Annotated in this window: 21 protein-coding genes; 17 read left to right on the forward strand and 4 right to left on the reverse strand. The window is 55.2% G+C overall.

All coding sequences use genetic code 11. From position 1 onward, the window contains the following. Positions 1-122: 122 nt before the first annotated feature. Entirely contained in the window at positions 123-821 is a 699-nt protein-coding gene (locus IPN69_11765; GenBank protein ID MBK8811392.1) for a hypothetical protein, read from the reverse strand. A 273-nt stretch (positions 822-1,094) separates the two neighbouring features. On the opposite strand from IPN69_11765, the gene IPN69_11770 reads away from it, so the two are divergent. The 3 genes from IPN69_11770 to IPN69_11780 all read left to right on the forward strand — a co-directional run bounded on the left by IPN69_11770 (position 1,095) and on the right by IPN69_11780 (position 3,038). Continuing rightward, the gene (locus IPN69_11770) at positions 1,095-1,322 is read left to right on the forward strand and encodes a hypothetical protein (protein ID MBK8811393.1); all 228 of its coding nucleotides are present in this window, start codon (positions 1,095-1,097) and stop codon (positions 1,320-1,322) included. 153 nt (positions 1,323-1,475) lie between these two features. After that, complete coding sequence (locus IPN69_11775) at positions 1,476-2,237, forward strand: SDR family oxidoreductase (protein ID MBK8811394.1); 762 nt, start codon at positions 1,476-1,478, stop codon at positions 2,235-2,237. 15 nt (positions 2,238-2,252) lie between these two features. Beyond that, positions 2,253-3,038, forward strand: a complete 786-nt coding sequence (locus IPN69_11780; GenBank protein MBK8811395.1) for a 3',5'-cyclic-nucleotide phosphodiesterase — start codon at positions 2,253-2,255, stop codon at positions 3,036-3,038. Here IPN69_11780 and IPN69_11785 read toward each other — a convergent pair. Continuing rightward, positions 3,030-3,197: a hypothetical protein gene (locus tag IPN69_11785; protein MBK8811396.1), complete on the reverse strand. Its 168-nt coding sequence runs from the start codon at positions 3,195-3,197 to the stop codon at positions 3,030-3,032. The two genes, IPN69_11780 and IPN69_11785, sit on opposite strands and share 9 nt — an antisense overlap. Before the next feature lie 329 nt (positions 3,198-3,526). Here IPN69_11785 and IPN69_11790 point away from each other — a divergent pair, with 329 nt between their 5' ends. The 5 genes from IPN69_11790 (at position 3,527) to IPN69_11810 (ending at position 9,689) form a co-directional block, all read left to right on the forward strand. Beyond that, positions 3,527-4,522, forward strand: coding sequence for a hypothetical protein (locus tag IPN69_11790; GenBank protein MBK8811397.1), 996 nt, complete (start codon positions 3,527-3,529; stop codon positions 4,520-4,522). A gap of 227 nt (positions 4,523-4,749) precedes the next feature. Continuing rightward, complete coding sequence (locus IPN69_11795; GenBank protein MBK8811398.1) at positions 4,750-5,760, forward strand: SLBB domain-containing protein; 1,011 nt, start codon at positions 4,750-4,752, stop codon at positions 5,758-5,760. A gap of 96 nt (positions 5,761-5,856) precedes the next feature. Next, the gene (locus IPN69_11800; GenBank protein MBK8811399.1) at positions 5,857-6,057 is read left to right on the forward strand and encodes a hypothetical protein; all 201 of its coding nucleotides are present in this window, start codon (positions 5,857-5,859) and stop codon (positions 6,055-6,057) included. Between the two features lie 13 nt (positions 6,058-6,070). Beyond that, complete coding sequence (locus IPN69_11805; GenBank protein ID MBK8811400.1) at positions 6,071-7,372, forward strand: matrixin family metalloprotease; 1,302 nt, start codon at positions 6,071-6,073, stop codon at positions 7,370-7,372. A gap of 325 nt (positions 7,373-7,697) precedes the next feature. Then, entirely contained in the window at positions 7,698-9,689 is a 1,992-nt protein-coding gene (locus tag IPN69_11810; GenBank protein MBK8811401.1) for an amino acid transporter, read from the forward strand. Between the two features lie 12 nt (positions 9,690-9,701). Here IPN69_11810 and IPN69_11815 read toward each other — a convergent pair whose 3' ends face one another. Then, positions 9,702-10,088, reverse strand: a complete 387-nt coding sequence (locus tag IPN69_11815; GenBank protein MBK8811402.1) for a zinc-ribbon domain containing protein — start codon at positions 10,086-10,088, stop codon at positions 9,702-9,704. A gap of 206 nt (positions 10,089-10,294) precedes the next feature. Between IPN69_11815 and purD the strand changes: the two genes are divergently transcribed. The 9 genes from purD to aroC all read left to right on the forward strand — a co-directional run bounded on the left by purD (position 10,295) and on the right by aroC (position 19,594). Further along, positions 10,295-11,566 carry a phosphoribosylamine--glycine ligase gene (gene purD / locus IPN69_11820; protein MBK8811403.1) on the forward strand — a complete coding sequence of 424 codons (1,272 nt, stop codon included), beginning with the start codon at positions 10,295-10,297 and terminating at the stop codon, positions 11,564-11,566. Beyond that, positions 11,563-12,267, forward strand: coding sequence for a queuosine precursor transporter (locus IPN69_11825; protein ID MBK8811404.1), 705 nt, complete (start codon positions 11,563-11,565; stop codon positions 12,265-12,267). The genes purD and IPN69_11825 overlap by 4 nt, the downstream gene beginning before the upstream one ends. A 60-nt stretch (positions 12,268-12,327) precedes the next feature. After that, on the forward strand, positions 12,328-14,622 hold the full coding sequence (gene recG / locus IPN69_11830; GenBank protein ID MBK8811405.1) for an ATP-dependent DNA helicase RecG: 2,295 nt from the start codon (positions 12,328-12,330) through the stop codon (positions 14,620-14,622). Between the two features lie 322 nt (positions 14,623-14,944). Continuing rightward, positions 14,945-15,196, forward strand: coding sequence for a hypothetical protein (locus tag IPN69_11835; GenBank protein ID MBK8811406.1), 252 nt, complete (start codon positions 14,945-14,947; stop codon positions 15,194-15,196). Next, entirely contained in the window at positions 15,193-15,762 is a 570-nt protein-coding gene (locus IPN69_11840) for an RsmD family RNA methyltransferase (GenBank protein MBK8811407.1), read from the forward strand. The genes IPN69_11835 and IPN69_11840 overlap by 4 nt, the downstream gene beginning before the upstream one ends. A gap of 49 nt (positions 15,763-15,811) precedes the next feature. Beyond that, positions 15,812-16,366, forward strand: a complete 555-nt coding sequence (gene rsmD / locus IPN69_11845; protein ID MBK8811408.1) for a 16S rRNA (guanine(966)-N(2))-methyltransferase RsmD — start codon at positions 15,812-15,814, stop codon at positions 16,364-16,366. Between the two features lie 222 nt (positions 16,367-16,588). Beyond that, the gene (locus IPN69_11850; GenBank protein ID MBK8811409.1) at positions 16,589-17,548 is read left to right on the forward strand and encodes a MarR family transcriptional regulator/GNAT family N-acetyltransferase; all 960 of its coding nucleotides are present in this window, start codon (positions 16,589-16,591) and stop codon (positions 17,546-17,548) included. Beyond that, entirely contained in the window at positions 17,545-18,426 is an 882-nt protein-coding gene (locus IPN69_11855; protein ID MBK8811410.1) for an EamA family transporter, read from the forward strand. Before IPN69_11850 ends, IPN69_11855 begins: the two co-directional genes overlap by 4 nt. 1 nt (position 18,427) lies before the next feature. Beyond that, positions 18,428-19,594 (forward strand): chorismate synthase, encoded by a 1,167-nt coding sequence (gene aroC, locus IPN69_11860; protein ID MBK8811411.1) that lies wholly within the window; start codon positions 18,428-18,430, stop codon positions 19,592-19,594. Here aroC and IPN69_11865 read toward each other — a convergent pair. Then, positions 19,588-20,043: a nucleoside deaminase gene (locus IPN69_11865; GenBank protein MBK8811412.1), complete on the reverse strand. Its 456-nt coding sequence runs from the start codon at positions 20,041-20,043 to the stop codon at positions 19,588-19,590. The two genes, aroC and IPN69_11865, sit on opposite strands and share 7 nt — an antisense overlap. Positions 20,044-20,112: the final 69 nt, after the last annotated feature.

Raw genomic sequence — 20,112 nt, forward strand, 5'->3', positions numbered from 1 at the left:
CTCGTCGCTTAATTTTCGGCGAGCCGATTTGAAGTCTGTAGCAGCGAACGGCAGGGTTCAAGAGGTTGAAGATAAATGACTGGAAAAAACAAGCCATATCTTCCGCGGAAGAAAGAGGTTGATCAGGCGGCCCGGTCGTAGCGGACGTCGTTTCGTGCGCTCGCAAGGCGTTTCTTGCTGGCGTCCTCAGCGAAGACACAGCGGCGCTCGAATTCACTCGCCGCAGAAGAGTCTCCGACAATCAGGAAAAGCTCCGCGATGTCAGCCCTTAAATCCGGCGTCATTGCGTCGCCTTTGATCAGCAATTCAAACCGGGAAAGCAGTTCGCGACGCGAGACGTCCCGATGGAAGACCAGTTTGGCAAGGTTGCGCCGATGAAGGCAGGCTTCGGCGGGAGCGCTGCGACCGCGTCCGCTGATCTCGCAAAGCTCGTTGACGTGGGCCGCAGGACGGCGAGTCGCGCCATTGAGTTCGAGATTCAATCCGACCATTCGTTCGAACTCGTCGCGGAATTCAAAAATCCGAAAATTGGGGCTGATACGATGAAGGTCTTCTTCGCAGCGCGCCCGGATCATCTGAATTTTGTGATCGAGCCGAGAATTCAAGCCAACTCCTCTCTTGGAATCGGAATCAAACAACTTCCGAACGCGCTCACTGGCAAGAGTCAGACGAACCGCGTATTGAATCCAAAAGAGAAAATTGAGCGAGAGTCCGATGTAAAAGGATGGTTTATGAAGCCGTTCTTTCGACGTCAGGAAAAAGTAGACGCCGAAAGGCGCGCCGCACGCCAGGTAGATGATTGTCAGGTCAAAGAGGTTCATTCGCGGTTCTTATGAGCAAAGTTCATGCCATTCGCGATGCAAGAATGCGCGTTCCTGTCCGTTCTTTGTCGGGTGAGCAAAATACGTTAAATTTTCGTGAACTCGGGAACAAAAACGTTTCGGCGCACGTTACAGTACTTTGCAATGCGCAAAAGAAGAGTCCGACTTTCGCATATTGCAAACAACAAGGGATTCGGCAAATTCGACGACTCGTTACGTCAACATTTGCCGGAGGGTTGATGAGAGAGAATCTCGGAACGCAAAAGTGAAGATATGACGACAAATACAAAAACAAAGATCAAGGTTATCAAGAAGGGAGAGCCGAAGGCCGTTGAGAAGAAGGTTGTTGTTGAACGCGCGACCGCAAAGAACCAAGTCCGCGAGATGGTCGGAACCGTGACCAATTGGGTCAGCGAGTTCCAACATCGAAAGAGCGAGGAAACAAAGGTCGCATTTGAACATCTTTTCGCGGCCAAGCAGCCGCAGACCTCAGGCGCGTAGCTTTTAGATCAGAGAAGTTTATCTCCATTTGTGTTTTGAGACAGCCATTGCCGGCTGTCTCATTTTTTTCTTTAAGGGCACGTTTTGTCATTCATAGTCAAATCTTTTAGACTCACAACAGAGCCGTTGCAAGATGGCGGCTCAAAGGCTCATATGAAGGAAAAGGTTGTCATAGTCACCGGAGCGAGCAGCGGCATCGGACGAGCCGCCGCACTGCTTTTTGCGAAGAACGGGTCGAATGTCGTCGCGGTTGGCCGAAATGAAAAGGAACTGAGCACGCTGCGGGACGAAGCGCAGGGCAAGAAGGGAAGCATTAAGATCCATCTTGCCGATATCCGTGAGACGACTCAGGTCGAACGGCTTGTCAACGATTCCGTTGCCAGTTTCGGACGGCTCGACGTACTTGTTAACGCCGCCGGCGTGATCGCCAACGGGACGATCGAAAACACGACGCTCGACGACTGGGACAAGATGATAAACATCAATTTGCGGTGTGTCTTTTATTTGATGCAGAAATGCGTCCCGCACCTCGAGGCGGTCAGCGGAAATATCGTAAACGTCTCGAGCGTTGCCGGGACGCGTTCGTTCCCGAACGTTCTCGCGTACTGTGTTTCAAAGGCCGCGGTTGACCAATTAACGCATTGTTCGGCCCTCGAACTCGCACCGAAGGGAGTTCGCGTCAATGCCGTAAATCCGGGAGTGGTCGTCACGAACCTGCATAAACGAGGGGGAATGAATGACGAAGATTATGCGAACTTCCTCAAGAATTCTAAGAATACCCATCCGCTCGGCCGTGTCGGAGAAGCGAAGGAAGTCGCGGAACTGATCTATTTCCTCGCCTCGGACAAGGCGTCGTGGATCACCGGCGCGACCCACGCGATCGATGGCGGGCGGGCTCAAACCTGTGCGCGATGACTTGATCGGGTAAAGATGAAGATACAATTGCTGCCAAGTACGATCGATCCGGACGGCACCGCTTCAGTGCGGCAGCATTTGTCGTGTCTCGTGATCGATGATCTGGTCGCGATCGACGCCGGCAGCTTGGCGCAATCATCCAACCCGCAGCAAAAGGAGCAGGTGCGCGACGTTGTTTTGACCCACGCCCACCTTGATCATATTGCCGGCCTGCCGCTGTTCGTCGATGATCTGTTCGCGACGGTTCGGTCGCCGATCGTGATACACGCCGTCGCGGAGGTTATCGAAGTTTTGGAAAAGAACATCTTCAACTGGTCGGTTTATCCTCGATTTTCGGAGTTGAGAAATGATTTCGGAAGCGTGATGGAGTATCGCGCATTTGAAATTGGGGTTGAATTCACGGTTCAGCATCTCAGCGTACGCGCGATCGGCGTCAATCACAAGGTGCCGTCGGTCGGATTCATTCTGTCGGATGGCGACTCGGTCGTGGCAATGACAGGCGATACTGCGGAACTCAACGGATTTTGGGATGAGATCAACGCGCTTCCGAAGGTTTCGGCGGTGATTGTCGAGTCCGCGTTTCCGAATCGGCTTGAAGGTCTGGCGAGAATATCGCATCACCTAACTCCGGCGAAACTTGGACGCGAGCTGTCGAAATTGAAGCATGACTGTCCGATCTACGTAATGAGCATCAAGCCCGCTTACTACGATTCGGTGGTCGAAGAACTTGGTGGATTGGGGATTGAGAGTTTGACGCTTTTCAAATCGGGAATGACCATCAGTTCGGAATCGCTAAAATGATTCGCGCTTGAAATTCACCGCTTCGAACGAACTCTGGCGGTGTTCGCCGACAAAATCGTAGAGCACCACGCGCCCGTTCGGCAGGACTTCCCGAATCTTGAAAGAGCGCTCGTCGCGGTTCTTTCCGGGCATTAGTTCGGCCCGAAATGTCACTTTCATCTCAGGGCGCGCCCAGACGTCTTCTCGTACGATTTTTCGATAAAACTTCCTCAAAAGTCCCATATCAATCGACCGGTTCCTCTTGTTTCTTATGCTTCACGCCCCGCAACGACGGACGAGCCTTCTCTTTTGGACGCCTTTCACCGATCTTCACCGTCGGCGGCGCCGTCGGCTTTCGAATGGAATCGAATATCGGGGTCTCCGGTTTTTTGCGTTTCCGGCCGGGCATGAATAAAACGATACACTATGAACTGTTGACAAGTATAGCGGAAAATTTCAGTATTAAAGCAATTTCGGCGGACATCTGAACTGCCGTCAACCTTTCCCGAATGATCAAGAAATCGATGATCTCAACCCGGAACCACGGCGTTGGCCGATTGAACGACAGGTATTCTGTCATCGGTCGGCGGGTCCCGTTCTGGCTGCCGGCGTCGAGATTCTATATCTTGTCGATCGGAATAACACTTGCTTCGTTCTTTCTGTTTTGGGGAATTCTCCACGACGGTGAAGAGGCGATGCCGTGGATTCCCGCGGCGATCGCGGCCGGATTTATTCTCTTCGGCGCCGTGATTTTGCGAGAGATCATTTTGCGAAAATACCGGGTCCGTTATTTGATCGCGGAGAAGCGGCTTGATCAAAATCTCGACCGAGCGAAGATATCAACCGCCGGGCCAAAGCCGCAGTCAAGACTCTCGATCGAGCAAAACGCGGAGCTGGTCAAGCGTATCAAGAAGAAATCGGCGGCTGCAAAGACTTTGATGCGTCTCCCCGCGGGGCATATGGAAGTATTCGAGTTTTGCACTGAGTACCTGCGCCTGACCGATCGCGAACTTCAGACCGTAGCGACCGGATCGCCGCGATTGGCGGCCTTTTGGCGCGGGCGCGACGTGGCCGAAGAAATCCGTAAGGACCATCTCCTGATTTGGGCCGAGATCGAGGCCAAGCGGCTTACAAAAGAGGCTCAATCGCGTGTTACAATTGCCGAAAGGATCGAGACGGCACAGCGTGCAGTAGACGTGCTCGTAACCGCCCTCGAGTATTATCCGAAAGAGGAGACGCTGGTCAGTTCCCGGGTTGCCGTCGAAGGCGTCATTAGTTCGATGCGGGTCAGCCACTGGATTGAACTTGCGGAACGCGCTCAATTCAAAGGAAATACACGGCGAGCCATAAGTCATTATAAGGACGCTTTGTTCTTTATGGCGCGGGACGGCTCCGAGGTTCCGGATGCGGAGGCGCTCGCCGAAAGGATCAACGGGGAGATCGAACGCATAACGAATGCTCCGAAGGCGACACGATCGGAGAGACCCACGAACGACAATGATTAGTCAACGATGTCCAAAATGCTCAAGTGATCGGATCCGGCGAGGATATCGACCGACTCCGATCTGGTCAAAGATCATATTCAGATATAACTTGCTTTGCGATAACTGCAACTGGGAGTTCGTCGGATTCGCGGTCCCGGGAACGGTTTCCGCGAAACCCAAACGCCGTGCGAAAAATGCTCGGGGATCGATCGCCGACAAGGATTGAGAATTTGGGGATCCGGATCGATATGCGAGCAATCAAGCAGTTCAAGCGTCCGCACTTCGCGCTTATCCTCGTGTTATTGTGCGCGTGTTTAGGTATCGCGCAGGAAGCCGGTCAGACGGTGAACCCGCCGGAGAGCCAACCGCGAGCTGTCGATTTGATACATCAGGGGGATTTGATAGAGATCGACGTTGTCGGCAGTCTTGAGTTTGATTGGCGTGGAGGACTGAATCCCGAAGGCTACTTGCAGGATTACCAGGCAACGGAAACCCGGCTTTTCGCGCTGTGTTTGTCAACGGATCAACTGGCGCGCGAGATCGAAAAATCCCTTTCGCGAATCCTTCGCGACCCGAAGGTCATCGTCCGCATTCTGGATACGTCGGGGCGGCCGCTGACGATGCTTTACGGGGCGGTGAAGATCCCGCACCGCTTTCAGATCAAGCGACCGGTTCGGTTGAATGAATTGCTCGTTCTGGCCGGCGGACTGACCGACCAGTTGAGCGGCGTTATCCAGATCTTCAGGCCGGAAAAGAGGGCCTGTTTGGAAGATCCGACCGCCGATGCAAGGAAGGCCAATGCGGACGGGGACAGCGGATCCGGTTTTTTCAACATCAGTATTGTTGAACTGTTGCAGGGCTCGACTGATTCCAACGTCGCGATTTACAGCGGCGATATCATAACCGTCAACGAGGCGTTTCCGGTTTTTGTGGTCGGCGGGGTCAATTACCCTCGGCCGGTATTGTTTCGCGATGGGTTGACGCTCACACGGGCGATCGCGTCGGCCGGCGGGCTCGCGCGCGACGCGAGGCCCGAGGATGTCGTGATATTCCGCAGAACCAGGGAAGGATCGCAGTCGATCGAGGCGAATCTAGAAAAGATCCGCGCGAAGGAATCGACCGATGTTGTGCTTGAAAAACTGGATGTTATCGATGTCGGACGAAGAGGCAGGGAACGCCGGTTGTCGCCGCTGAGCGACTCCGCTTTCGAAAACGGCTCACCGGATTCTTCCAAAATGCCGCTTCGGTTGATTGATTGACCGGCGATAGTATGGAAGAATCAACATTTTTGTTGTAGATGACGAAATAATCTGATATCAGTTTAGGAGAGCTTTCTCGCAGAGAGCCTGAAAATTATGGGAAAAACAAAAGGATTGAGCCGACGGTCGGTCGCGCTTCTTTGGTTGTTGCTTGTCGCCGTCGTTATCGGAACGCTGATCTATCTCGAACAGATCGCGATCTTGTACGTTCTGGCAACCTTGGCGATCGTTGCGCTTCTGATCGTGGTCGGATTCGCCGATCTCGAGAATATCGGCCGGGACGATTCGGCCACGTAATCGGGTTGTCTCGATGAAAGTCCGCTCTATAACATTTGGAGTTCTTTTCGCGGTCGCAATGTTCGCCGGGAGTGTTTCGGCGAACGTTCCGTTGTTGACCGAAAACGCTCCCGGCGACGGACTGCATTGGAACCGGAAGCGGATAAGAATCGAACTCTCGTCGTCGCTGCTGAAATCGCCGACTGCGATCAAACCCGAAAGCGACGTGATCGGCGCGATAACGAGAAGCTTTGCGACCTGGTCTGATGTGACGGGAATCGAGTTCTATTTTGAGTGGTCCGACCGGCAATCGGTCAGCGCCGCGGGAAAGACCGGGGACGGCGTCAATTTGATCACCATTGCCCCGACTTCCGAAAATTTGCTCGCCATCGGCGGCGATTCAGGTGAAGTTTCCGCGAGAACCAGGGTTTTTTTCGGGCGCCGCGGAGAGATCAGTGAGGCCGACGTTGTGTTGAGTCCGGTTCAACAGTTTTCCACGGACGGTTCTTTCGGAACTTTCGATCTCCAATCGACACTGACTCACGAGATCGGGCATATGCTTGGGATCGATCATAGTCCGGTGATGGCGGCTACGATGTATCAGTTTCAGGCCCGGAACGGAACCTTCAATTTGCCTGCAGTCTTAGGTCAGACGCTTTCGCTCGATGATGTTGCGGCCTACCGGGCATTGTATGAACCGGACGCTTACGCGACGATCGCGGGCCGGCTTCTGAGGTACGGCGGACGCCCCGGATCCGAGATCGTTGTCTGGGCTGAGGAAATCGGCACGGGGCGAGTTGCGGCGGGACGCACAACAAATGGCACCGGTGATTTTCGCTTGGCCGGACTGGAAAAAGGCGAATACCGGTTGTTCTTTCAGAGCGAAACGACCGTGGGCGAAGACTGGGTCGCCGGCGAACTCGGAACGCTCAGCGTATCGGTGAATAGGGACTATCGGTTCGACCGCCGATTGGGCCGAAGCTTTGAGCGCCCGACTGCGGACAGCATTGGATTCAACGGTCAGTTCGCGGATCTGCCAATTTTGGTGAACCCGGACAAGTCGTTTGCGATCTTCGTAACTGCCGCGCGCGGAAACGGTGGTCGAACGGAGATGCGAGGGTCGTCGAGATTCTTTGTTTTTGGTGCGGATCAGCAGAACCACGACCTCGGCCCGGAGTTCGCTATCTCATCCGCACGGGTTTTCGTCGATGAGGCGGCGCGTGAAGGGGATTATACCGTGAGTGTTGCAAACGCTTCCGGGAATCAACGATTTTTCATTGGTGCGCTGTCCATCGATCGCTATTCTAACCCTTGGTCGCTCTACGATTTGAAATAGCCTGAATTTGTTTTTCGGACGGTTGCAAAAATAAAAAAGTCGTGTAATATTTGAAATGCTCGCCTCCCCGGTGAGCACTGGTCACGAGGGGTGAGGACTTGTGACCTAGGGGCGATGGTGTGGGAGACATCGCCCTGTTTTATTTTAAAATCGGGTTCTTTCGGGTGTTTGTACCTGAGTGCGAAAATACGTAGAATCTTGTTCTTGCGAAGATTGTAAGCAATCGAGCGGCCGAATAGGAGAAATGTGTCGGCAAAGATAGGTTTGTGATTGGATCCGAAACCGCGAACGTCCGACGTTCGACGGTTTTTTTGCGCTTGACGATATGGAAATCGGGAAACGAAAGTGGTTCCGGCGATGGCTCTTCCAGGGAGTGAGGGAGATCGAGGGCCCGCACGAACACGAAGGCCGACATCCGCAGCATTCGTGGTGGAAAGTCATGTGTCTGACGGGCGTCGACTATTTTTCGACGCTCGGCTATCAACCGGGAATAGCATTCCTCGCAGCCGGGGCGCTTTCTCCGATCGCGACGCTCGTATTGGTCCTTCTGACCTTGTTCGGAGCGCTTCCGATGTACAAGCGCGTGGCTGAAGAGAGTCCTCACGGGGACGGTTCGATCTCGATGCTCGAACGTCTTCTATCGCGCTGGAAGGGCAAGATGTTCGTTCTGGCATTGCTTGGATTCGTCGCGACGAGTTTCATTATCACGATCACGCTTTCGGCGGCGGACGCGACGGCACATATCATCGAGAACCCATTCGTCGAGCACAATCTACAGTTCCTGAATCATAAGGTCATTGTCACGCTGATCCTGATCGGATTCCTCGGAGCCGTTTTTCTAAAAGGGTTCAACGAGGCGATCGGCATCGCCGTTTTCATTGTTGCGGCGTATCTTGCGCTCAACGTTGTTGTGATCGGCACGGGACTCTACGAAGTGGCGACACATCCGGAGGTGCTTGGAAACTGGCGCGATGCGCTGTTTCGGCATCCGGACGTTCGGGGCAGCACGGTTGCGATGGTTCTCGCGGCCTTGGTCGTCTTCCCGAAACTGGCGCTGGGACTGTCGGGATTTGAAACCGGCGTCGTCGTGATGCCGCTTATCAAGGGGGGCGATGATTCAAAGGCAGAGGATCTGCGATTGATGCAGCATTCGACCGAGAACGCGTCCGACGACGATCAGCGATTGATGGCCGGACGCATCCGCAACGGAAAGAAACTGCTCACCGGCGCGGCCGTGATAATGAGCTTTATGTTGGTCGGCAGCAGTATTGTAACAAGCATGCTGATTCCGGCGGAGAAATTCCAGGTCGGCGGCGAAGCGAACGGCCGCGCGATTTCCTATCTCGCGCACACCAGTCTGGGCGAGGTTTTCGGAACCGCGTACGACATCAGCACGATTTTGATACTGTGGTTCGCCGGCGCGTCCGCGATGGCCGGACTTCTCAACATTGTCCCGCGCTACCTGCCCCGATACGGGATGGCTCCGGACTGGGCGCGGGCGACGCGCCCGCTGGTAATAGTCTTCACGCTGATCTGCTTTCTCGTGACGATCTTTTTTCAGGCCGAGGTCGATGCACAAGGCGGCGCCTACGCGACCGGTGTTTTGATGTTGATGACATCCGCAGCGGTCGCCGTGACCATCTCGGCGTGGAGAAAAAACGAGCGGAAATGGATCGCGTTTCTCATCATTACGATCGTTTTCGTATTTACGACCGCCGTCAATATGATCGAACAGCCGGAAGGGATCAAGATCGCGACGCTGTTCATCTTGGGAATCGTCATCGCTTCGTTTGTTTCGAGGGCACTTCGTTCGACGGAGATTCGCATCGACAAGATCGTTCTCGACGATACGGCCAAGGCGATCGTCGATGAGATGATGCTGGGCGAACTTCGCATCGTGACCAATCGGCGCGAAAAGGGAGATGTCAGTGAGTATCGTTTCAAGGAACACGAGAAACGTATCGACAACCATATTCCGTCGACGGATCCGATCATTTTCTACGAGATCGATCTCGGCGACGCGTCGGAGTTCTCGGGGACGCTCAATATCCGAGGCGTCGATATCGACGGCTACAAAGTTCTGAGAACCGAGGCGCCGGCGGTGCCCAACGCGATCGCGGGATTTCTACTCTTTCTGAGAGACGAAACCGGCAAGATACCCCACGTATATTTTGGCTGGAGCGAGGGAAATCCGATCTTGTATCTGATCCGCTACATCATTTTCGGCGAGGGGGACACGGCGCCGGTCACACGCGAGATACTGAGACAGGCCGAAACGGATCCGGAACTTCGCCCGAGCGTGCATGTCGGCGGATGACGCCAATCGGGACTAATTGGATTCGGATCCAAGCAGTCCCGGATTCTGTTCAAGAAAACAACTTCGGCACAACACCGGTCTTCCTTGCGACGGATAAAACGGTACGGTTGTAAACGCGTTGCAGCGCGCGCAATGGACCGCCACTTCGATTCGTTGTTTCACGCCGGCGTTCTGCGCCGCAGTGATCGCGGCCAGTCGTTCATTCTTTGCCTTTTTGCAATCCTTGCAGCGTTTCGGCGGGTTTCTGAGATTCTTGTCCCGGAAGAAAAGTTGCTCACCCGCCGACCATACGAAGTTTTCCCCGCAGTCGATACAGCGAATCTCGGTATCCTGAAACTCGGACGATTCATCAGACGACTGCTCGTGCGCAAGCGTATCCGGATTGATTTGCGGTGACATTTTCCCTCCCTTGTAGAAACAGCGTCCGAATTCCGCATTTAATTGAGCGATTTAAGCTGAGGAATCGCCCGCCGCGAAAAAACGGACATCGTTTGAAAAAACAAAGTGAATGAGTCAAACTGATTCAAATTGAAAGACCTAACGATTCTTTGTTGAAATTATAACTAATACAAATCAGTGTCAAGTGTCTTCAAAAATAAGTCGGTATGAAAATTCTTGTGGTCGGTTCCGGCGGACGCGAGCACGCGATCTGCGCGAGTTTCGCCGAAGGGGCGAATGTTGACGCCGTGTTTTGCGCGGACGGAAATGCGGGAATTGCCGAGGTCGCAGATTGTGTTCCGATCAAGCCGGTCGAAACCGAGCGTTTGGCCGCGTTTGCGCTTGAGAAATCGATCGATCTGACCTTTGTTGGTGGCGAGACGGCCTTGGCTCTCGGGATCGTCGACGAATTCGAACGGCTTGGGCTTAAGATCGTGGGAGCATCGAAGGCCGCGGCCAGACTCGAGGCGTCAAAGTCGTTCGCCAAGGATTTTATGGCACGGTGGCGGATTCCGACGGCCAGCTACGAGGTCGTCAAGTCGGTGTCCGAAGCGCGCGAGATATTGCAGGCCGGGTTCTTCGGGTCGGCTGAAACTCCGGTCGTCATAAAGGCAGACGGGCTGGCCGCCGGAAAGGGTGTCATCGTGGCGCCCGACCGGCAATCGGCGATCGACGCTCTCGACGAGTTGGTAACGACCGTTGGCCAAGCCGCTTCGGAAACGATCGTGCTTGAGGAATGCCTCTTCGGCCGGGAGGTTTCGCTGCTCGCTTTTTGTGACGGGTCGAGCTATAAACTTATGCCGCCGGTCCGCGATCACAAGCGCATCGGCGACGGCGACCGCGGTCCGAACACAGGCGGAATGGGAACGGTTGCGGATCGTTCCCTGATTTCCCCCGAAGACCTTTCGGTTATCGAGCGGGACATCGTTATCCCGACGCTGGAAGGCTGCCGCAAGGAGGGGTTTCCGTTCAAGGGAATCCTGTTCATCGGATTGATGATGACGTCCGACGGGGCAAAGGTTCTCGAATACAACGTCCGCTTCGGCGACCCCGAGACGCAGGTCATCCTGCCCCTCCTGCGAACCGATCTGGCAACAATCTGCGACGCAATGACCCGCGGCGGATTGTCCAAGGTCGATATTGATTGGTCCGATGGCTGCGCGGCCTGCATCGTGCTCGCCGCGCGCGGCTATCCGGGCGAACCGCAACGCGGCGATATTATCTACGGGCTGGACCTGGCGGCCCGTCATTCCGGGACGAAGGTCTTTCACGCGGGCACCGCAAGCGACGACACCGGTCATTTCGTGACCAGCGGCGGTCGGGTTCTCGGGGTCACGTCAACCGGTGCCGGTCTTTCCGAAGCGCTCGATCGGGCTTACCTTGCGGTAAACGATATTTCGTGGAACGGTATGCAGTTCCGGCACGACATCGGGAGATGAATCAAGCAAGGCAATACAAATACTATGACCTCATAATGGCAGCCTTCGTCGCGGTGCTCTTGTGTTCGAATCTGATAGGCGTCCATCAGGTTTCGACGGTGAACCTCCCGTTTTACGGTGATTATGTATATGGTGCCGGCGTCTTGTTCTTTCCGATCAGCTATCTGTTCGGCGATATTCTGACAGAGGTTTACGGATACGCGCGTTCGCGAAAAGTTATCTGGGCCGGTTTCGGCGCGCTGATCTTTGCCTCGCTGATGTCGTTGGTGGTGACGGCGCTCCCGTCCGCGCCGACGATGGACGCCGAGAAGGCGAAGGCGATCGAGTTGATATTCGGTCAGACGCCGCGCATCGTCCTTGCGTCGCTGACAGCGTTTTGGCTCGGTGAATTCGTCAATTCATTCGTCCTCGCCAAAATCAAGCTTCTGATGTCGGGGAAACTCCTTTTTATCCGGACTATCTCGTCGACCATCGCCGGCGAGGTCGCGGATTCTCTGATTTTCTATCCGATCGCGTTTTATGGAATCTGGTCTAACGAACAGCTCATAAGCGTGATGATCGGAAACTACTTCATCAAGGTGTTGTGGGAAGTCCTGGCTACCCCGTTTACCTATTTGATCGTCGGATTCCTCAAACGTGCCGAGCACGAAGACTTTTACGATAAGGACACGGATTTCAATCCGTTCAGTCTCGAAACGTAACGACGATCCGGATCTAACCCAGAATCGCGCAAGGCAGCCGCCGTGCGTCTCAATTTCGTTATGCAACTTCAAATTACCACTCCGATCACATCACTTCACAAATTCGACTTTATGCAGATCTCGCCGGCGCATTCAAGGAAATTGGCGATTGCGGTCGCAGGTCAGGCCTATAAAACGGATATCGAAACCGCAACCATCGAAGATCTTCTGAACTATTTTCCGACGCGCTATGAAGACCGGTCGAACTTCATTTCGATCGATCAGCTTTCCCCGAATCTGGAAGCCTCGGTCGAACTTTATGTGCGCGTGTCCGGCGGCTATCGTGTCGGGAGAAACCGTTCGCCGAAGGCGCCGCCCCTATTCATTTTCGAGGTCAACGCGGCGGACGCCGAACGGCGCCAGAAACCGGTCGTCGTTTGGTGGTTCGTTTCCGGAAAGTCCGCGCCGCGGATAATCCAGTATTATCAGGAGCGGTTTGCCCGCGGCGTCCGTTTCGCGGCATTCGGGAAATGGGAATGGGACAATCGCCGCGGGACCTTTGCGCTTCGATTAAACAAACCGGACGAACTCGAACTCCTGCCATCACTATCGGAAGATCGAGAAAACGCCGAACCGCTCGCCGATGAGGGAGCCTTCGGCGGAACCGACCGGGAACTCGAGGAAGATCTTGAAAACCCGCGTCTCGCGATGGTCCATACGGCGCGTTGCGTTCCGGTCTACCGGAAACTCGGCCAGTTCCAAACGAAACGTTTGCGCGAGATCGTCTTTTGCGCGATAGCAAACCTCGACTTCGGATCGGTCGCCGATAATCTTCCGGGAGAGATGCGCGAACGCCGCGGCCTCGTTTCCCGAGAGGACGCTTTGAGAGGCATCCATTTTCCGCCGGACGGCGCGCGGATTTCCGATTACTTGAGGTTTCGCAGTGAATCCCAGCGGCGATTGATCTTTGAGGAGTTCTTCTGGCTGACATTTGCTCTTCAAGTTCGACGCGGTCAGCGACTCAAGGAAGAAAAGGGAACGAAGATCTCGATTTCCGATCGGCTGCGGGAACGAATGAACGCGCTCGCGCCGTTCGAACTGACGACTGCCCAGAAACGCGTCATCGGTGAAATACTTGACGATCTGCGGTCGGATAAACCGATGAATCGGCTCGTTCAGGGCGATGTCGGGAGCGGAAAGACGATCGTCGCGTTGATGGCGATGTATGCGGCGATGGAGAACGGTTACCAAACCGTGCTGATGGCACCGACCGAGATACTCGCAGAGCAGCACGCCCGAAACGCCACCCGTCTGTTCGCAAACACCCCGTATCGCGTCGCGTTGCTGACCGGCCGAATGAAAGCCGCGCAGAAACGGGATGTTCGCGAAGCTATCGCGCGCGGGGACGTCAACGCCGTCGTCGGAACGCACGCCGTGATTCAGGACGGGGTCGCGTTCGAACGACTTGGACTGGCGGTGATCGATGAACAGCATCGTTTCGGTGTGATGCAGCGTGCCGAGATCCGGGCGCGCGGACTCAATCCCGACGTCCTCGTAATGACCGCGACGCCGATCCCGCGCTCGCTGGCGATGACGGCTTACGGCGACCTGGATGTGTCCGTGATCGACGAACTTCCGCCGGGAAGGACGCCTGTGAAGACGGTCGTCGTCGGTGAGGATCGGCGAAAGGGTGTCTATCGAGGGATCGAAAGGGAACTCTCGGCGGGGCATCAGGTCTATATCGTCTATCCGTTGATCGAAGAATCCGAAAGATCTGACCTCAAGGCGGCGACGAAGATGTTCGAGGAGTTGCGCGACAACGACTTTCCGACCACTCCGGTCGGATTGCTCCACGGAAAGATGAAATCCGCGGAAAAAGAGGAAACTATGGCCGAGTTCGTGTCGGGCCGGATCAAGATTCTTGTATCGACGACGGTGATCGAGGTCGGGGTCGACGTTCCGAACGCGAGCCTGATGATCATCGAGCACGCCGAACGCTTCGGCCTTTCGCAACTTCACCAACTCCGCGGCCGCGTCGGGCGCGGCGCGAAAGAGTCGTTTTGCGTCTTGCTGACCGGCGATAAACAGACCACGGACGCGAAGCAGCGGCTCGGCATAATGGAAGAGACGACGGACGGTTTCCTGATTGCCGAAAAGGACCTCGTAATCAGGGGCGAAGGTGAAATTCTCGGCACGCGGCAGGCGGGACTGCCGATGTTTCGGATCGCCAGCATTGTGAGGGATCTCGAGATACTGAGCGAGGCCCGGAATGAGGCGGAGAAGTATTCGGTTGAGTCGGCCCACGCCATCGAGGCGCAAGTTCTGATGCGTATTGTCGCCGATGATCCCCGTTTTCTCCTTGGCGGAATCGGATAAATCCTGCGTTTGCAAAAAATTGGTTGAAAAACAATTTTTTTTCGGTACAATCTAGGGTAGCTAAAGTAAAACTTCCGACTGTAATTTTAGTAGATTTACAATTTTCCAAAGGGCGTAAAAAGTAGTTCGATGGTCCCGATCGCTGGTAGAGCGCTTGTCACGAAGGCGACTCTTCCGTGATAGTGGTCGTGTAACTGTCGATAAGGGTCACTCCCTCTCATCAATGCAGCACGAGCTAAGGATATTTTAGAAATGGAAAACCAACGACGCACACCAAATACCCCATCAACATTCGATAGAAACAAGGATTTTCGGAGAAGCGGTGACCGGCCAGTTGGGCCGACCAGATACCAAAGTCGAGACGCCCGCGATAATCGGGACAACCGAGACAATCGCGGTTTTCAGCCGCGCGGAGACCGATTTCAAAAACCGGGAGGATTCCAGCCACGGGAAGACCGGTTCGGAAAGCGGCCTGGAGGTGGTTTCGGGCCGCGAAATGACCGCCCGCCGGGCCGAGACCGTTTTGCACCCAAAGGAAAGGGCGCTCAACCGTGGAAAGAAGAGCCGAAAGTGAAGATCGTTTCGGAATTTCAGGTGACCGACGGGAAACTCAGGGGGAAGTTCCTAAAGGGTTCGGCTTCGCCGAAAGCGGCGATGACGCCGCAGAAACTCAGGGAAGCGATGTTCAAGATCCTGTTCCGGCGGATTCGTGCAAAGCGCTTTCTCGATCTTTGCGCCGGATCCGGAATGATCGGGATCGAAGCGATCTCGCGTGGCGCCATCGTTGCGACGTTCGTTGAGCGTTCGCCGAAGATGTGCAGTTTCATACGCAAGAATATGGAAACCTGCGAGATCAAGGCCGGACACGGCGAGGTTGTGGAACTCGAAGTTATGCCGTTCCTCAAGCAGATGGGCAAGCGCCGACGATTTTGGGACGTCGTTTATCTCGACGCGCCGGTCGAGAAGGAGTTCGACGAAGCAATGAAGTATTTGAGCCGCGGAACGGCGATTTCACCGGGCGGAACACTCGTAGTCGAACATCCTGCCGAGGTCTTTCTTCCGGAGCGGGCGGGTGTTCTAAAACGCTGGCGCGTGGTAGTCCAGGGAGAGAAGGCGATCAGTTTCTTTGAGAGAAAGTAACGTTGCCCGATCGGATTCCGGCGAGGGCGTCGGAATCCGGATTTAACCAATGAGAATAATTTCCGGCGAGTATCGCGGAAGGGTGCTCAAAAGCCCGTCCGGAGAAAGAACGCGTCCGACCTCAGACCGCTTAAGAGAAACCCTATTCAATATCATTGCTCCGCGTTTGGATTCTGAAACACGATTCCTCGATCTATGCGCCGGAACGGGCGCCATCGGAATCGAGGCGTTGTCGCGAGGCGCCAATTTCGCCGCATTTGTCGACAAGTCCAGGCGCGCCTGCGGACTTATCGAAGTGAACCTGGATCTGCTTCAGATTCCGGAAGAACAAACTGAGGTCATCTGTTCGGGAGCCGAGAGTTATCTTGGCAGAAAACCCGGGCCACCTTGGCGAATGATCTACTTTGATCCGCCGTACTCTCACGATTACGCGGCCGTGCTTCACGCCGTCGGTCACGGTGCCGACGAACTACTTGCGGACGATGGCATCCTGATCGTTGAACATCACGTAAAGAACGCTTTGCCCGACATCTCCGGTGACATCAGAAGATGGCGAATCGTTAAACAGGGCGAATCTTGTCTCAGTTTTTACGAGCGCGATTAGCTCGGCTTGCGCCCCGTTTCACCCGGTGCCGGCCCCGGGGTGAGGGGGCCGTTATTAGACTTCATCTTCCCGCGCGGAGACAACAGAGAGCGCATTGTGCGTTCGAGGCTCCGTCAAAAATCCGCGATCGAAATCCCAATCCGGAATCTGGGATGACTTGAATCGTCAAGTCGCCGTTGACCGCGGCTCATTTCCTTTTTATATTGGTAGTTCGCTACAGATATGAAAAAGGAAGTTGATTTTCTGACTGATTTGGGACTGCTTGCGTTCGTTACGCGTTTGAAACGCGTGAGCGACCGGATGCTGCACGATGGCCGGCGCCTTTATAAGCAACTGGGAATGGACATCGAGCCAAACTGGTACGTGATCTTCAAGCTGCTGGAACACCAGGGCCCCTTTACGGTAACCGAGATCGCCGACCGGCTCGGATTCGCGCATCCTTCCGTTATTTCGATCGTCAACAAGATGATCGTTGCGGGCTACCTCGAGGAAACGCGAGTTACAACAGACAGTCGAAAGCGGCATTTGAAACTGACGCCGAAAGCCGTTGATGGTATGCCTGCATTCGAGAAGGTCTGGAAAGCGGGTTCGGCCGGCATAAAGCGAATGCTCGCTGATATCGACGCGCTCGAATTCCTGAATTTGCTGGAAACGCGGGTCGCGGAGCGGGATTTTCGTGAACGGGCCGTCGATGAAATGCGCCTTGACGCCGAGGTTGAGATCAGTTGCTTTCGCCCCGAGTTCGCGTCGGATTTCGCGCGGCTCAACTACGAATGGATTTCCGAGTACTTTGAGATCGAAGAAAAGGACCGGCAGATCCTCGACGATCCGCAAACGGCGATCATTGACTCGGGTGGAGCGATCTTTTTCGCATCCGTCGGCGGACGTATCGTCGGCACGGTCGCATTGATCGCAACGGACGCGGACTCGTTCGAGTTGGCGAAAATGGCGGTCGCGAGCGATTATCGCGGACTTCAGATCGGCGATAGACTGATGACCGCCTGCATCGACCATTCGAAGTCAGCCGGAAAGAAGCGCATCTATTTGCTCTCGAACACGAAATTGATCCCGGCGATACGGCTTTACCGGAAATTCGGATTCAAAGAGGTCCCGCTTGACCCGGCGACTCCATACATACGGACGAACATAGAAATGGAATTGGATCTTGGTGAACGACGATGAAACCGTTGATTGTTTGGCTGTTTCTCTGCATAGTCTGGGGCTCCACCTGGATCTTTATCAAACTCGGTCTCGACTTTCTCCCCCCGGTGACGTTCGCGGCACTGCGTTTCACGGTCGCCTGCGCATTGCTCTATCCGATTTTGAGATTCCAGAGGATCAGTATTCCGTCGATCCGTGAACACTGGAGATTCATTGTTCTGACAGGGACGCTGCAGTTCTTTCTGAACTACGGACTGCTCTTTTGGGGAGAACAGTTCATCAGTTCAGGGCTCGCCGCGGTTCTGCAGGCGACGATCCCGGCCTTCGGGCTGATCCTCGCCCGGATCTATGTCGGCGAAGAGATCACGGGGCTCAAGATCGCGTCGATCCTGCTCGGGATCGCCGGCGTCGGCGTGATCTTCCGCGAACAACTGTCGCTCAACGGCGAAATGGCGTTTTTCGGAAGCCTGGCGGTCGTGCTCGGCGCGTTCGGCGCTTCCTACGCGAGCGTGCTTACGAAGGCACGCGGGCTTTCGTTTCACCCGGCCGGGCTTGTGTTTCTGCAGATGCTGATCGGCCACATCCCTTTGTGGATCGTCGGATTGTATCGCGAGGGAAACCCCGCGTCGTTCCGCTGGTCGCCGTTGGCGATCCTGTGTGTCGTTTACCTGGCGATAGTCGGATCGATCGTCGCGTTCTGGCTTTATTATTGGCTGTTGTCTAAAATCGATGTCACGCGCGCGATGATGATCGCTTTCGTGACGCCGCTGATCGCGGTGATCGTCGGAAGTTTTTTCGGCGAGAAGCTTGAATTGCAGACGCTGCTTGGAGGCGCGATGATTTTGGTCAGCGTTTTCCTGATCGTCATCAGGCCGCTGATCAGAAGGGCGAAAGGCTGATATGAACTTCAAATTCACAACTTCCGGCGAATCCCACGGCAAGGCTCTGGTATCGATCGTCGAAGGACTGCCGGCCGGACTCGTGATCGACCTCGAGAAGATCGATCACGAACTCCGGCGGCGCCAGCAAGGGTACGGCCGCGGTGGACGAATGAAGATCGAAACCGACCGTGTCGAAATACTCTCGGGCGTACGCCACGGGAAAACGCTCGGATCACCGATAGCACTTTTGATCGAAAACCGCGATTTCGTTCACTGGACCGATGTGATGTCCGCCGAAACACCCGAATCCGAGCCGAAGAACCCGCGGATCGTCAAGCGCCCGCGTCCCGGCCACGCGGACCTTGCAGGCGGGCAGAAGTTCGGAACCCGCGATCTGCGCGACGTTCTCGAGCGAGCATCGGCCCGCGAAACCGCGTCACGCGTCGCTTGCGGGGCGTTCGCGAAACAGTTGCTGGAAGTTTTCGGGGTCGGGATACGAAGCCACGTCATCAAACTCGGTTCCGTGCCCGATCTGCCGCTTTCGAAAAAGTGGGACGAGATTCTGGCGATCTCTGCAGATTCGCAGCTGAATTGCGTTGATCCGCAAGTCGAGGGCGAAATGATCGCGGAGATCGATCGGGCGAAAGAGGAAGGCGACACGCTCGGCGGAATCTTCGAAGTGGTGGCGCACAACGTACCCGTCGGACTCGGCTCGCATACTTCGTGGTCCGAGAAACTCGATGGCCGGATCGCACAGGCGCTGATGTCGATCCAAGCGGTAAAGGCGGTTGAAATCGGGGAGGGCGTTGCCAATGCCGGCCGATTCGGATCAGAGGTGCACGACGAGATCTTCTACGAAGAGAAAGGGTTTTTACGCGAGACGAACCGCGCCGGCGGGCTTGAAGGCGGTATAACGAACGGCGAGGAACTGCGCGTACGCGGGTATCTGAAGCCGATCGCGACACTTCGAAAATCGCTGAGATCGGTGGACATCGACACCAAGAGTTCGGACGTTGCGGCGTTTGAACGCTCCGACATTACGGCCGTTCCGGCCGCCGGAGTGATCGGTGAAGCGATGCTCGCAATGGTCATCGCGAACGCGATGCGCGAAAAGTTCGGCGGCGATTCGATCGATGAAATGAGGCGAAACTATGAATCCTACAAGGCAAGCGTCGAACGCTATTGAGGATCTTCCGAGACGCCGATATCTTCGTTCCAGACTTCCGGATTTGCGGCGGTAAAATCCGCGAGCATCCGGATGCACTCATCCGATTCAAGGTCGATGACATTGATGCCGTTTTCGCGAAGCCAGTCGATCCCGCCCTGAAAATTGACCGATTCCCCGACAACCACCGTTCCGATTCGGAACTGCCTGATAAGTCCCGAGCAATACCAGCAAGGGGCGAGTGTCGTGACCATTATCTTGTCCGCATATGTCCTTTGCCGCCCTGCTTTGCGAAACGCGTCCGTCTCGCCGTGAACCGACGGATCGCTCTCCTGTATCCGGCGGTTACGTCCGCGGCCGAGGAGTCGGCCCGCGCTGTCAAATAAGGCCGCGCCGACCGGTATTCCGCCTTCGGCGAGCCCGGTCCTGGCTTCTTCGATCGCGATCCGCAAGAGTTGAGAATAGTCCATAGTCGACGATTATAGCAGAGTATCCGTAACCGGAGCTTCACGCTTCACGAGGCGGAGCCGGCCCGACGA

This window comes from Acidobacteriota bacterium, assembly GCA_016715115.1.
In the GTDB taxonomy this organism is placed as follows: Bacteria; Acidobacteriota; Blastocatellia; order Pyrinomonadales; family Pyrinomonadaceae; genus JAFDVJ01.